General features: G+C 46.1%; 9 protein-coding genes and 1 tRNA gene. 8 read left to right on the forward strand and 2 right to left on the reverse strand.

Annotated elements, in window-relative coordinates; translation table 11 throughout:
• Positions 1–36: 36 nt before the first annotated feature.
• The 3 genes from ACYP03_RS02845 (at position 37) to ACYP03_RS02855 (ending at position 2768) form a co-directional block, all read left to right on the forward strand.
• Entirely contained in the window at positions 37–1281 is a 1245-nt protein-coding gene (locus ACYP03_RS02845) for a carboxynorspermidine synthase (protein WP_459778400.1), read from the forward strand.
• An 80-nt stretch (positions 1282–1361) separates the two neighbouring features.
• On the forward strand, positions 1362–2495 hold the full coding sequence (nspC, locus tag ACYP03_RS02850) for a carboxynorspermidine decarboxylase (protein ID WP_459778401.1): 1134 nt from the start codon (positions 1362–1364) through the stop codon (positions 2493–2495).
• A gap of 199 nt (positions 2496–2694) precedes the next feature.
• Positions 2695–2768, forward strand: a tRNA-Cys gene (locus ACYP03_RS02855).
• A gap of 85 nt (positions 2769–2853) precedes the next feature.
• Here the strand turns inward: ACYP03_RS02855 and ACYP03_RS02860 are convergent.
• Together ACYP03_RS02860 and ACYP03_RS02865 are read right to left on the reverse strand one after the other, a co-directional pair.
• Entirely contained in the window at positions 2854–3471 is a 618-nt protein-coding gene (locus tag ACYP03_RS02860) for a DsbA family protein (protein WP_459778402.1), read from the reverse strand.
• 5 nt (positions 3472–3476) lie between these two features.
• Positions 3477–4343: an MBL fold metallo-hydrolase gene (locus ACYP03_RS02865; RefSeq protein WP_330959676.1), complete on the reverse strand. Its 867-nt coding sequence runs from the start codon at positions 4341–4343 to the stop codon at positions 3477–3479.
• A 108-nt stretch (positions 4344–4451) separates the two neighbouring features.
• Here ACYP03_RS02865 and ACYP03_RS02870 point away from each other — a divergent pair, with 108 nt between their 5' ends.
• The 5 genes from ACYP03_RS02870 to ACYP03_RS02890 all read left to right on the forward strand — a co-directional run.
• Positions 4452–5339, forward strand: coding sequence for a LysR family transcriptional regulator (locus ACYP03_RS02870; protein ID WP_459778403.1), 888 nt, complete (start codon positions 4452–4454; stop codon positions 5337–5339).
• Positions 5340–5612: 273 nt separating this feature from the next.
• Complete coding sequence (locus ACYP03_RS02875; RefSeq protein ID WP_459778404.1) at positions 5613–7307, forward strand: bifunctional diguanylate cyclase/phosphodiesterase; 1695 nt, start codon at positions 5613–5615, stop codon at positions 7305–7307.
• A 430-nt stretch (positions 7308–7737) separates the two neighbouring features.
• Positions 7738–8073 carry a hypothetical protein gene (locus ACYP03_RS02880; RefSeq protein ID WP_330959673.1) on the forward strand — a complete coding sequence of 112 codons (336 nt, stop codon included), beginning with the start codon at positions 7738–7740 and terminating at the stop codon, positions 8071–8073.
• A complete protein-coding gene (locus ACYP03_RS02885) occupies positions 8073–10238 on the forward strand; it encodes a SpvB/TcaC N-terminal domain-containing protein (RefSeq protein ID WP_459778405.1) in 2166 nt (721 codons plus the stop codon). Before ACYP03_RS02880 ends, ACYP03_RS02885 begins: the two co-directional genes overlap by 1 nt.
• Positions 10239–10920: 682 nt before the next feature.
• The coding region (locus tag ACYP03_RS02890; protein ID WP_459778406.1) for an RHS repeat domain-containing protein at positions 10921–14602 on the forward strand (3682 nt) is incomplete at its 3' end.

Raw genomic sequence — 14602 nt, forward strand, 5'->3', positions numbered from 1 at the left:
GCCAATGATTTATCTGAAGAAGACGGAATTATTGAAATGGCAATTTTACAAATCGGTGCTGGGGGTGTTGGCTGGGTTATTGCCCATAAAGCTGCTCAAAACAATGATGTGTTAGGTGATATTACTATCGCTTCGCGTACTGTGAACAAGTGCGAACAGATCATTGAATCCATCAAGGGTCGCAACAACATGAAAGATTCAAGCAAGAAGCTTGAAGCGCGTTCTGTGGATGCGGACGATGTCGATGCCCTTGTGGCACTGATCAAAGAGGTTCAGCCCGATCTGGTGATTAACGCTGGTCCTCCTTGGGTGAACGTTGCAATCATGGAAGCCTGTTATCAGGCCAAAGTGTCATATCTTGATACCTCAGTTGCGGTAGACCTGTGCAGCGAAGGCCAGCAGGTGCCGGAAGCCTATGACCCTCAGTGGGCTTTCCGTGAGAAATTCAAAGAAGCAGGTATCACAGGTATTCTGGGCGCCGGTTTTGATCCGGGTGTTGTCAGCGTTTTTGCTGCGTATGCAGTGAAGCATCTGTTCGATGAGATTGACTCTATCGATGTGATGGATGTCAACGCGGGTGACCACGGTAAGAAATTTGCGACCAACTTCGATCCTGAAACCAATATGCTGGAAATTCAGGGCGACTCCTTTTACTGGGAAGAAGGTGAGTGGAAACAAGTGCCATGCCACACCCGGATGATGGAATTCGATTTCCCGCTGGTGGGCAGCCACAAAGTTTACTCCATGGCACACGATGAAGTGCGTTCCATGAAAGAGTTCATCCCGGCGAAACGCATTGAATTCTGGATGGGCTTTGGTGACCGTTACCTGAACTACTTTAACTGTATGCGCGACATCGGTCTGCTGAGTCCGGATCCGGTGACGCTGGGTGACGGTACTGTCGTTGAGCCATTGAAAGTGCTGAAAGCACTGCTGCCGGATCCAACGACGCTGGCACCGGGCTACACAGGTAAAACCTGTATCGGTACCTGGGTTCAGGGCACGAAATCCGGCGAACCACGCAGCGTGTTCATCTATAACAACGCTGATCACGAAGTGGCTTACAAAGATGTTGAGCATCAGGCAATTGCTTACACCACGGGTGTACCTGCAATTACAGCTGTGCTGCAGTATTTCCGCGGACAGTGGGCGGATGCGGGCGTCTTCAACATGGAGCAGCTGAATCCGGACCCATTCCTGGAAACGATGCCTGAAATCGGTCTGGACTGGCATGTTCAGGAACTTGATCCTCGTCAGCCACAAATCAACATCCTGAAATAATCACGGTTGTGAATTTCATTTGATGAGTATTAAGCCGGTGTCGGAAACGACATCGGCTTCTTTAAATAGAAGTGAAGATTATGCAGCATCCGGAATTGAAAACACCGTATTTCATGATTGATGAGACCAAACTGATCCGCAATCTTGAAATCGCAAAAAACCTGAAAGAACTGTCTGGCGCTAAGCTGGTGCTGGCTCTGAAATGTTTCTCTACCTGGGGTGTGTTTGACATCATCAAGCCGTACCTGGACGGCACGACCAGCAGCGGTCCGTTTGAAGTGAGGCTGGGTTACGACACCTTCGGTGGTGAAACGCATGCGTATAGCGTGGGTTACAGCGAAGATGACGTGAAAGAAGTGGCGGATATCTGCGACAAAATGATCTTTAACTCGCAGAATCAACTGGCTGCCTACCGCCATCTGGTGGAAGGTAAAGCTGAGCTGGGTCTGCGTCTGAACCCGGGTGTGAGCTATGCAGGTCAGGATCTGGCGGATCCGGCTCGTCAGTTCTCACGTCTTGGTGTTCAGTTTGATCACATTAACCCTGACGTATTCAGTAACCTTGATGGCGTGATGTTCCACATGAACTGTGAGAACAAAGATGTTGACGCCTTCATCCGTCTGCTGGATGCAATTTCTGAGCAGTTTGGTCCTTACCTGGATCAACTGAAATGGGTGAGTCTGGGCGGTGGCGTATTCTTCACCTGGCCGGGCTACGATGTCGAGAAACTGGCGGCTGCCCTGAAAGCGTTTTCTGAGAAACATGACGTTCAGCTGTATCTGGAGCCGGGCGAAGCCATCATCACACAAACCACCGATCTGGTCGTGACTGTGGTCGATATCGTTGAAAATGAGCTGAAAACTGCGATTGTTGACAGTGCGACTGAAGCACACCGTCTGGATACGCTGATTTATAATGAGCCGGCAACTATCCGCGGCGCCAGCGAGCAGGGTGATCACCGTTATGTGATTGGCAGCTGTTCATGCCTGGCCGGTGATCAGTTCTGTGTGACTCAGTTTGATCAGCCGCTGGAAATTGGCCAGCGTCTGCACATCATGGACAGTGCCGGGTACACCATGGTGAAACTGAACTGGTTCAATGGCCTGAAAATGCCGTCGATTTATTGCCAGCGTGCCAATGGCGAGGTTCAGAAGCTGAATGAATTCGGTTACGAAGACTTCAAACGTTCACTGTCTCAGTGGTCAGTCGCGTAATTTCCGATATATGTAAAGTTGGGGCTGGTCGATGACCGGCCCTTATTTTATCTGCGTCAAATCAAGTTTGGTGTACATTTTGACTGGTTGAGTGAAAATTTAATCAACTGAAATGAAAGTGACAATTTTTGTTTGACTCAAATCTGAAAATCAGTAAATTAGCACCCGTACCGCAGCACATGAAGCGGTCTCACAAAATGGCGCGTTGGCAGAGTGGCTATGCAGCGGATTGCAAATCCGTGGACCTCGGTTCGACTCCGGGACGCGCCTCCATATTTCACCAGAGTGATGCGTTCGCTTTGGTTCTGCGAGTCAGACAAAAAGCCAGCTTTCAAAGCTGGCTTTTTTTGATCCTGACTTACCGTGAAAGCTGATTCCAAAACATCTCCCAAGCTTTCAGATTGCCAAAGTAAGATTGTACCGGAACACTGATCCATTGGCCGTCAATTTCAACAGTCATCGACGGATAGCCGCGCAAATGCTGTTTCATCATCAGGCTGGTGGTGCTGGCAATTTCTGGTTGTTCATCTGTCTGAGCAAATATCTCGTTCCAGGTGTCCGCAGGGATCCCCATGTCAGCAGCCAGAGAATTTAATGCTTCAACGCTGTGTACAGTTTTTCCCTGCTGGTAATGGGCCAGCTGAATACGTTTGAGCATCTCTGTGGCTGAGTATCCGCTCTGTGCAGCCGCAAGAATGGCACGAATAGGCAGCATGGAATCAAGCACGACGCTGTCAGCATCACGCATCTTCGCCTGATAGGCTGCGCCAAATTCAACCCCGCTCATCGAATGAATTTTCTGATCACTTTCCAGAAAATGCTGGCGGGTTTCCGGACTCAGCTCCCGGCTGTCGAAGAGGCCGCCGGGGTGCAGGTTCAGCTGAATGTCATCACGCTGTACCAGATGGTCAATCAGGGGGCTGGCGCCGAAGCACCAACCGCAGAGAGGATCGAAAAAGTAATGAACTTTGGTCATTGCGCTTACCATTTCATTTCTCCCATGTGAACCTGAGCACCGATACTCAGCGCCATCGGCAGACCGGCATCCGGATAACGTTTTTCCATTTTGCTGATCACCTGCTGACTGTTGTCACTGGCTTTCACAGTTTGCTGGAATGCCTTGAGGTAATTCAGGGAAAACTGGATGTTTTCAGCGGTCATCGGCGTACCGGCTTTCATATGACCCGGAATGACCGTCTGAGGCTTCAGAGCCTTCATGGATTCCAGCTGTTGTGTCCAGGCGGATTGCTCAGTCTGAGATTGAGCGTCTGCCATCCACAGGTGAACATTGCCATATACCGCAACATTTCCGAGTACTGTTTTACTGGACGGGATCCACAGATAAGGACGGTGTGCCAGTGCACCAGAGGTGTCACGAATTTCAACGGTTTCGCCATCAACAGTCAGCGTGGTTTTCTCATAAGCCTCAGGCAGCAGGGTTTTAACCGGTGCGTTCTCACCCATTTTGGGTGTCCAGAATGCCAGTTTGCCTGCCATTTTCTCTTTGATGACTTCACGGACTGCAGGTGTGGTGATCAGACGCGCTTCAGGAAACTGTGCTTTCAGAACCTGAGCACCAAAGTAGTAATCCGGGTCAGCCTGGCTGATGAAAATGGTTTTCAGCGTTTTACCGCTGTCCAGCACCATCGCAGCAATTCGCATGGCATCGGCACGGGTAAAACCCGTATCAACCAGCAGGGCATCATGCTCACCGTAAACCAGCGTGGCATTCACATGGAAGCTGTTGCCGTCGGCATTGTAAACCTGAGTCGATAGCGGCGCTGCTTCAGCCAGAGTTGCAGTTGAAAGGGCTACGAGAGATGCTGCCATTAAAAAAGTCTTTTTCATTGTTTGCTCCAGATAATGTCATTGGGAATGGCAAGCATCATAGCGACCTCATTCGATTGGATATAGAATCAATCTTCAACAACATTGTTTCTTAAATCGGACAAATGAATGGACAGACTGACCGCAGCGAAAGTGTTTATTGATGTCGCGACCACAGAAAGCTTTACTGCAACGGCAGAACGGCTGGATATGTCCCGTTCGATGGTGACCCGTTATATCGCCACGATGGAGGCATGGATGAAAACCCGGTTGTTGCAGCGCACGACACGTAAAGTGGCGCTGACCACAGCCGGACAGCTTTGCCTGAAAGAAATGAAGCACTGGGTTGAGCAGGCCGAGCAGATCGCCGTGACGCTTCAGCCCACTGACAGTCTTTCGGGGCATATCCGGCTGACAACCAGTATGTCCTTTGGCCATGCGCAAATGGCAACAGCGCTACAGGCATTTTTGGTGAAACATCCTGAGGTTTCTGTTGAAGTCGATGTCCGGGATCAGACAACAGACTTAATTGCAGAACGCTTTGATCTGGCAATCCGGATTGCGATGGCACCGGATCCTTCTTTAATTGGTAAACCCATTGCACGGTGTGACTCCGTGCTGGTCGCTTCGCCGGAATATCTGGCCAGTGCTCCGGCCATCCTTTCGCCTGGTGATCTGTCACAGCAGCAATGTCTCGGCAATCGTAGTTTCGAGCAGCATGTCTGGCATTTAACAAAAGACGGGATGACTGAGTCTGTTGAGGTCCAGTGCCGGTTTGTGTCAAACGAAGCGACGGTGCTGAAATCAGCCGCGCTTGCAGGCGCTGGAGTGAGTATGCAGCCAGCCTACCTGGTCGCCGATGAGCTCGCAGAGGGGCGTCTGAACGCGGTGCTGAGTGATTGGGCGCCTAAGTCCATGTCGATTTATGCTTTGTATCCATCGCGAGAATATTTGCTCCCTGCAGTCAGGGGACTGATTGACCATCTGGCGCAGTTTTTTGAAGGGATCAAGTGGTGAACAGAGGCTCTTTTCTGAAGGTGATGTAAATAAAATTGAACAAAATCATAGACACAGACGCTGAATCCTGATGATTGATGAGAAAGTATAAGTCATATGTTCCGTGAAATTTTGTGTCAATAGCTTCATACATTGGCTTATGAGAAAAAACCAATTTTTATCACTGTTTTGATTGCTAAAGCACATATTCGCTTTGTTGATATGTTTATTGGATATCGCCATGTGGTATATTATGCGCTCACTTTTTCATCGGGTCAGTGAGCTGGGTACGGCGTGAAAACAGGTATTGTCGACATCAATTTATTAGCTGTAAATCAGGATCTATTATTAGAAATTTTTGATGCGGGCAGTGAAGGCCTGTGGGAAATGACCCCGGGAAACGTTGTGAAATTCTATAACACGCGTTTCTACGAAAAATTTGACGTGACTTTAAATGGCTCCCCGCTTCATGAGTGGCTGGCGATTATTCACCCTGATGATGTTGAACAATTCAAAAAGAATGTGAATCAGCAGGTGACGGAGAAAATCAGTCATGTGTCTTCTCAATATCGTATCCGGAATCGGCAGAATGAGTATCGATGGATTGAAGCCATCGGTGTATTGAAGACGAACGAACAGGGTGAACTGCAATATCTGGTTGGTTCACACAAAGATATCACTGAGAAAAAACTGCACGATGAAAAACTCTATCAACTGGCTTACCATGATTCGCTGACCGGCTTAGGGAATCGGCGCCAATTGGTTGAACAGTTGAAAACGATGCAGACGAATGAAGTCTCGTGCGCCATTGTTACTTTCGGACTGACGAAGTTTTGTCAGTTTGTCGAAGTTTTTGGCTTTCAGGCCGCCAATCGTTTAATACAGTTGTGTGCTGAGACAATTGCTGAAGTCTTTACAGAGACGAATCTGATCTATCGGACGTATTCTGATGAATTTGTAGTCATGCTGAAGGGCAACCTTGAGAAAGATTTTCTGTGCAAGACAATTAATAAAGTCATCACCTTGTTTGATCAGCGCTTCCGCACTGTACATCATATGGCAATTCAAAAATTAAATGCCGGTGTTTATCAATTGCCGGATGACCCCTTTGTTGCTGAAGATGAAGAATCGGTTTTGTACAAATCCATGTTGATTATGCGATATGGCCAGGAGCGTGACTCACGGATTGCATTTTATGCGGATGATGAACAGCGGGCCATTGAGCGACACCTTTTTCTGGAAACCGGTATCGAGAAATCAATTCAGGACAACGAGTTCTATTTGATGTTCCAGCCCATTGTTTGCGCATCGACTGGGAAAATCATGAGTGTCGAGTCCTTACTACGCTGGAATAGTGCTTCACACGGTGAAATTAATCCGGGTGAATTTATCGGGATTGCTGAAGCAAATCAGGAAATCATTCCGCTTGGCTATCATGTACTGCATCTGGCCTGTTCTTATATTGCTCAGTATCGTAAAGAGCATCAGCATGACATCAAGGTGTCGGTGAATATTTCTGTGATTCAATTAATGCAGGCCGACTTTGTTCAGCAGTTTTTGTCGATTGTGGAACAGTATCAGTTGTCCCCGGGAGATCTGAGTGTTGAAGTGACTGAATCGGCAGTTTTGGAAACCAACATGTTTGCTGTCGAGCAGCTGCTGACTCTCAATAAACTGGGCTTTTCAATTTCATTAGATGATTTTGGCTCAGGTTATTCTTCTTTAAATACCTTCTTTTCTATTCCTTTTACTCAACTCAAGCTGGACCGGTGCATTGTGAATAAAATGGCGGAAGATTCGTCTGTCTATTCCTATGTCAAATTCCTGGTCGCTATGTGTCGTGAGAAGGGGATCACAGTCGTTGCTGAAGGCATCGAAGAGCATGCCCAGGCAGAATTAGTCAGAGAAGCTGGTGTTGATTTCATGCAAGGCTATCATTTCTATCGTCCCATGGTCGGGGAAAAGCTGCTTGATTTGAGAAGAAACTGATACTGTTTTTTCCGTCCACTACTTATTTTGCTTTACTCCTCTCATCATTGACTTCATACACATCTGTTTAGCTTCACCTCAGCAAGCTGAACAGATGTTGTGTCTATGTTGAAATTTAGGTGCTTGAGCTGCTGGTCTGCTTCACCTTTCAGAAATACTAAAATCATGAGCTGTGTAAATCCGATTTTTTCCTAACCGGAAGACATGATGATCATGTTTAACAATGATACCAACTACTTTTTATTCTATATGTCATGTCGAAATATATTGAGCTATTTACCATCTGTGAGTTGCGAATAACCATATTAGACAATGAATATTAGAATATTCTGGTTAAAACCTTTCTATTCCATTATCCTCTTCATTTTTGGAACTAATATCTTGTTCGCCAAAAAATTGGCGGTATTTTTTGCCCAAATCACATATTCATATGAAAAAAATAATCAGTGTTACATTCTCTGTCGTCCTAATGCTGGTCGTTGGCAACTATTTTCTCTGGCAGATGGAGAAGACAACAGATGCTGCAACTAAGCAGCAGACTGAAGTCAGTTTCTCTGAGCAAGGATTGGTCAGCGAAGATTATACGGTTGATAAGCTCAATTCTCAGGTCAGTGTAAAGCAGTTAAGAAAGCTTGTTCTCCAGGATGAACAAATCATGCTGCAAGAAGAGCAGACCTCAACTCCGCAAGAAAAAGATGATTATGATCTCAATCAACTGAATGAAGAAATTTCCTCATTACAACAATATTTGAATAAGGAAGAATAATGCGTCAGTTCATGTTGGCTTTTCTCACGCTATTTACCTCTGTTTCATACGCCACGACGGTCGGAACTTTACCCGGTGAGCTTTTGGTGGATTCAGGTGCGGCGATGTATCAAATTCCGTTGCAATTGCCCGAAGGGCGCGGTGGAAACACGCCCCAGCTGACGATTTCTTATAGCAGCCAAGGAGCAGGATACAGTTCGTTAGGCCCTGGCTTTTCCTTATCTGGATTAAGTGTGATTACGCGATGCGGTTCAACCTTTGGCACGGATGGTTTTGCGCGTTCCCCGAATTATACATATGAGGATAATTTCTGTCTGGACGGCTCACGCCTGATATCCGTGTCTGGTCAGCGGGGACGGAGTGGATCGCGTTATCAAACGGAAATTGATCAGTACAGTCAGATCACGCTTGTTGGAGATACATTAGGTAGCAGCAGTAAATTTGTCGTCAAAACTAAGTCTGGTGATGTATTAACCTATACAAATGACGCTGAAAAATCTGCCTGGTTACTGACTGAATCCACCGATACGAATAACAAAAATATCATTCAGTACAGATATACTGCGAACAATCTGATTCACAAAATTACTTATGATGTCTTCAGTATTGATTTTGCTTATCAGAATCTCACAAGTTCTGTCCAAAATGGTGTGCTTGCGAAAGTTAATGGCAAAGTTAAGAGTCAATATGAAAAACTGAATAAAGTCACTGTCTCAGTTAATGGGAAGCTGAAAAACTATTATCAATTGACATACACTGGCGATGATTTTAAAACAAACACACCCGCACGTCTCACAGCAGTTCAATACTGTAATCGTAATAGTGAGTGTTTGCCGAAAACGAGTTTTCACTGGAAAAACAATACTGCATTCCGCTTAAATGAATCAATAGCAATCACAATGCAGAGATGGTCATCTAATGGATTATCAGAAGGTGCCTGGGTCGATGTGGATGCAGATAAAAAGCTCGATTACTGTCAGAAGTTTTACCGAAGTACAACTGATGACCCATTTGGTTTTCATGCCAAGCAGCTTATATGTAATCTGGGTAACGGCAAAACATTGGCTCATCCGTTTAAGTATAAAGATGCGAGTGAAAGCTGGTGGTTGGATGTTAATAATGATGGTAAAACAGAATACTGCCAACTTGAAAAAAATAATTTGCATTGTCTAAATCTGTCTGCAAATGGTCTTGATCATTTTTCAATGTACATAGGAAATTGGGGAACGGATCGGGAAAGACGTTGGTGGCTTGATCTGAATGGTGACAGTAGAGTTGATTTTTGTCGTAGTGATGGCAGTTTACTTCGTTGCAGTATCAATAAAGATGGACGATCCTTCTACGAGAAAAATTTCAATATTTCAAACTGGGGTGACATCAAAAGAACCTGGTGGAGTGATGTTGATGGGAATGGCTTTCAGGATTATTGTCGTTCTGTAAGTGATGCTGGTCATGGCGGTACACTAAGATGTGATCTCTTTAATGGTGATAGAATTTTCGCCACAAAAGATTTTCATATCGATGACTGGGGCTATGATGATCGTCGTTGGTGGACGGATGTTAATGGTGATGGTGCCAGTGATTATTGCCGTGCCGTAGGCGATAAATCAGGCGCAAATAGCAGAATGCGTTGCTCGCTGGGCTCAGTTGGTAAAGTGAGTGAGCTAAAGACTGGTTTTGAAGTATCGGGTGTTGACTGGGGTTATAGCGATAAGCGTTGGTGGGTAGACTTCAATAAAGATGGTAAGCCTGACTACTGTCGAGCTGTCGGTGACAAGCATAATACTTACATGCGCTGCTCAACGATGGGTGGTAAAAATATCTGGGTAGATTATACATTCAGCGTTGATGATTGGGGCTATAAAGATCATCACTGGCTTCGGGATACGAATAGTAATGGTAACGTTGAATATTGTCGCCATGTGGGTGATAAAAATAATGGCTATATTCGGTGTAGCGAAAATACAACGATTAAACCATCACCGAACTTATTTTCAGGTGTAAATAATGGTTTGGGTCATCACTCATCTGTTTCTTTTACAACCTTATTTGATAGCCGTGTCTATCATAAAGACGCGTTATATCCTGGTGATAATCGTAAACTTAATAATAAGTTTCCAAAAACTGAATGCTTACGGTCCAATGCATGTTGTGCAACAGCTTAAATCCGAAAATGGAGCTGGCACAAATATATTTAACACTTATGATTTCACCTATGGCTCTGCAAGTTATGATTTGCTCGGTCATGGTTTCTCCGGATTTAAGTGGATACAACAGAAAGAGAAGAATAATGACCAACTCACTCGTGTTCGTGAAACCTATTACAATACTGAATTTCCATTCAATGGTACGGTCAAAGAAAGCCGTGAATATTATGGGAATAAATCTGTATTATTGAATAAAAGTCAAACTGAGTTTGAGAGTTCGGTTGCTCTGACTGCATCACATTACGATCAGCAGATTGCCGAGACAGTTAGCCTCAGCCCGTTATTTGGCAAAGTTGAAATTTTGTCGGCTGCTGAAACGAATCGATATGAATTGCATCAGGTGAACGGAAAGAGTTACTTGAAAGCACCGGATAAATTTATTCCAATTCATGGCGAAGCTTTCATTCCGATCGTTATTCCGTCAAATGAGTACTATGAATTTAATAAAACCGGCGCCTATTCATATGATCAAAATGGTAATCCAAAACATTTAGCAACTGTTCGAAGTTTGTCCTCGGCAGAAATTAATTCAATTAAGCCTCATATTAAAGGGCGTTCAAATTCAATCTATGAGATTTCTAAGGCGGGCACTGTATCAAATGGTAATCAGTACCAAATCTTAACGAGAACAGCGAACAGAGTGACGACGGCTCGTGTTTACCAAGTTGAACAGAAAAAAACGACGGAACAGAGTTATGATCTGAGCGGCCAGCTCGTTTCTACTGTGGTCACTGAGAATAATGACATCGATAAATTTGGTAATGTGGGTACTGTGACAGTGTCGACCATAGCAAAGAACCCGGTGACGCTGGCACAGGAAACGTTCACGAAACAAACGTATAGTGTTTATCAAAACGATACCACGAAATGGCTCTTAGGCCGTTTGATGTCATCTGAAGTGACGCATACAGCGCCACAAGGCGTTGAAGTCCGAAAGGCGTCGTTTGAGTATGATGCGGCAACCGGGTTGTTGGTGAAAGAAGTTTCTGCGGCCGGAAGCCCGTTTGCACTGACGAAGCTATATCACCGGAATGATGAAGGTGTGGTGGAATCAACGCAAGTGAACGGGTATGCCGGCAGGGAGGGGATTTCTCAGCGCACATCTCAGGTGAAGACGGTTTACGCCGGTGATATTGTGACGGTTGTGAATACCAATACGCTGGGCCAGTCGTCGATTCAAACGATTGATCGCTACAACGATCTTGTCACCGTGAAAGACAGCAATGGATTAGTTGCATCGACACAGTACGATAGTTTTGGTCGTGAAGTGAAGACGGAGGCCTTGAAAGGCACGGCTTCTCAGCGCAATTCAACCATTGATTACCTTCCAGCGAGCCATGCTCAGTGCAGCTCGCTCAAACCAAACAATCAGACTGTTTACTGTGTGGTGACTAAAACTGATGGTGGTGGTGAAGCGAAGCAATTTTTTGATCAGTTTCAACGTGAATGGCGGTCGGCAACGCTGGCTGTGGGAGGAAAACGCTGGATCCTAAAAGATACCTTTTACAACACCAAAAATCAGATTGTGAAAGTCAGCCGCCCTTATTATCAGGGCGATACACCACAATATTCGAATACGACCTATGATGCGTTGGGCCGTCTTCACTCTGTCTCGGAGCCGGGTCCTGCCGGGAAAGGGGATGTGTACGCCTCTTATGCTTATGCGCCGATGACGGTGACTGAAACGGATGCACTTGGCCGGAAGAAAACAACCTTTACCAATGCGATAGGATGGGTGATCCGGGTCGATCAACCGCTCTCTGCCAGCGTCATCAATGAATACACACCGACAGGTAAGCTAGCCAAAGCGACGGGTGCTGGTGGTGCTGTCATTACCAATACCTATGATGACCTCGGGAATAAAACATCCACTCAGGATCCTGATTTAGGCTTCTGGCGCTATGAATACGATGCGTTCGGAAATCTGCTGAAACAAACGGATGCCAAAGGGCAAAGCGTTGCCATGCAATATGACGCGCTGAACCGGATGGTGAAGCGGATCGACGAAAAGCGGATTGTTGAAAATCAGCAACCGAAAAGTGTGTTGACTGAAAGTAAATGGTATTACGACAGTCATGGCGGGGAAACCTGGCAGGGGGCGCTGATTCGTTCAGAGTCACCGGGTTACTTAAAGAAACTGAGTTATACGAGCCTTGGTCAGCTGCACAGAGAGGAAATCTTGACTGCTGATCATACGTTCACACGTGAGTTTGCGTATGACAAGTTTGGCCGGGTTGTGAAGGATGTCCGCCCGAATAACTTCACACTTGAACATGAATATGACGCCATCACTGGTGTGATGACTGGTGTTTCTGGTGCGCCAAGTCAGTTCAAGCTGGACTTTAGTCCCACAGAATACAAACAGGTGATTCAACCGCTGCTGGCGGAGGCACTGGCGAAAGCATCTGATTATGTTCATAAGTCGAAAGAGCTGCAACATCAGGCGGTGACTTACAGCCAACGCCGTGAGGAATATGAGTGGCTGCTGGATCAGGTGAAGAATATCAGTGGCGGGACTTCGGATATCTCTAGTCAGGTCAGTCATAAAACGCTGTCGGTATACCGGGATGCACAAGGTGATCTGTATCTGGAAGTGCCGGATACTTTTCTTCTGATTCACAATGACGTCAGCATTCCGGTGATCACACCACCGGCTTATCATTTGAAATTGGTTGGTGAACAATTAAGCAAAGTTAGCCTGTCTGAGTGGGCGAGTAAAGTCTCAGGTCTGACAGCGACCGGAGAAACCGCATTCTTTGGTGATTATAACAATGATGGTGTTTACGATCTGACCCGTTTGGGGATCAGCAAATCCATGCCTAAGATTTACGACAGTCTGGTCAGCAAATACTTCCAGCGTCTGAATCAGCTGGCTGCAGAAATCCAGCGTTTAGAGTATGTGGAAGAACATACCCGCATGCAGGCAACAACGTATGCGTCTGCAGCGGCGCAACTGGTGACACTGACCAAACAAACCATGCTGGTGGCATCACGTTATGAGGACCTGGGTGAGCAGAACCAGATTCAATATGCTCAGCTCGCAGAGCTGACCGAGAAGCAAATCAATCAGAACCGGATTTACTACTGGAAACTGAACAGTCTGGATGCTGAAGGTCGGATTACCGCTGAAACCTATGGTAACGGCTTATTCAACCAGTACGACTATAACGAAGGGAATGGGCAGCTTCAGAATATTTCTACCCACCAGGGGAAAAAAGCAAAACGTCTGTTGCACTATCGTTACGATGCTTTGGACAACGTGACACTGCGTGAAGACGTGATCACCGGGATTTCCGAGTCATACACCTACGATGCGATGGATCGGCTGAAGACCAATAAAATCATTGATATACTGGGCGTAAACCGTGACAACCCGTTGTTTAACAAAACTTACCGTGTTGACTATGACGTCAATGGCAATATCACGTATAAATCGGGTGTGGGTCAGTATGCGTATCAGGATAAACAGCATGTTCATGCGGTGACTCAAGCTGGCGAGCGAACTTATATCTATGATCTGAATGGCAATATGCTGGAAGGTGATGGTCGTGTCTTTGAATGGAGCAGTTTTAATAAGCCAACCAAAATTACCCGCGGCAATCGCTGGGCAGCCTTCAGTTATGGTCCGGACAGGGCGCGTTTCCTGAAAACCAATCATCAAGGAGACAAAACCTGGTATCTGGGTAAAGCCTACGAGCGGATTGACTACAGCAACGGTGATGTTGAACACAAGCAGTTCATTAGTGCTGGCGGCAAACTGGTCGCGCTCAATATCGACAAGAAAATCACCAAGAACGGTACAGAAGCATCTGTCGACAGGCAGTTGCGTTACTTCCATAGCGACGCACTCGGCAGTGCTGATCTGATTACCGACATCTGGGGCAATGTGGTTGATCGCCGAAACTTTGATGCCTGGGGGATAGAGCGCGATGTTGTCTGGGAAAGCGACCAGACATTTGTTCAGCAGGCATTGCTGACCAACCGGGGTTATACCGGTCATGAGCAAGTTGATGAATTCAACCTGATCCACATGAACGGCCGAATGTATGACGCGACGCTGGGCCGTTTTGTCAGTGCTGATTCTTTCATTCAGGCACCGAACAATAGTCAGTCGTTCAATCGCTATAGTTATGTGCTGAACAACCCGATGAAGTATACCGACCCAAGTGGTCATTTCTTTAAGAAATTGTTTAAAGAAATTGGCCGATTTATGGACAAGTATGCAGTTGCGATTGTACAAATTGCTTTGATTGCTTTAGCAACAGCGGCAAATCCAATGGCTGGTGTTGCTATGGCAACAATGTTTGGTTATGCACGAGGCG

It is taken from the genome of Photobacterium sp. R1 (assembly GCF_054600795.1).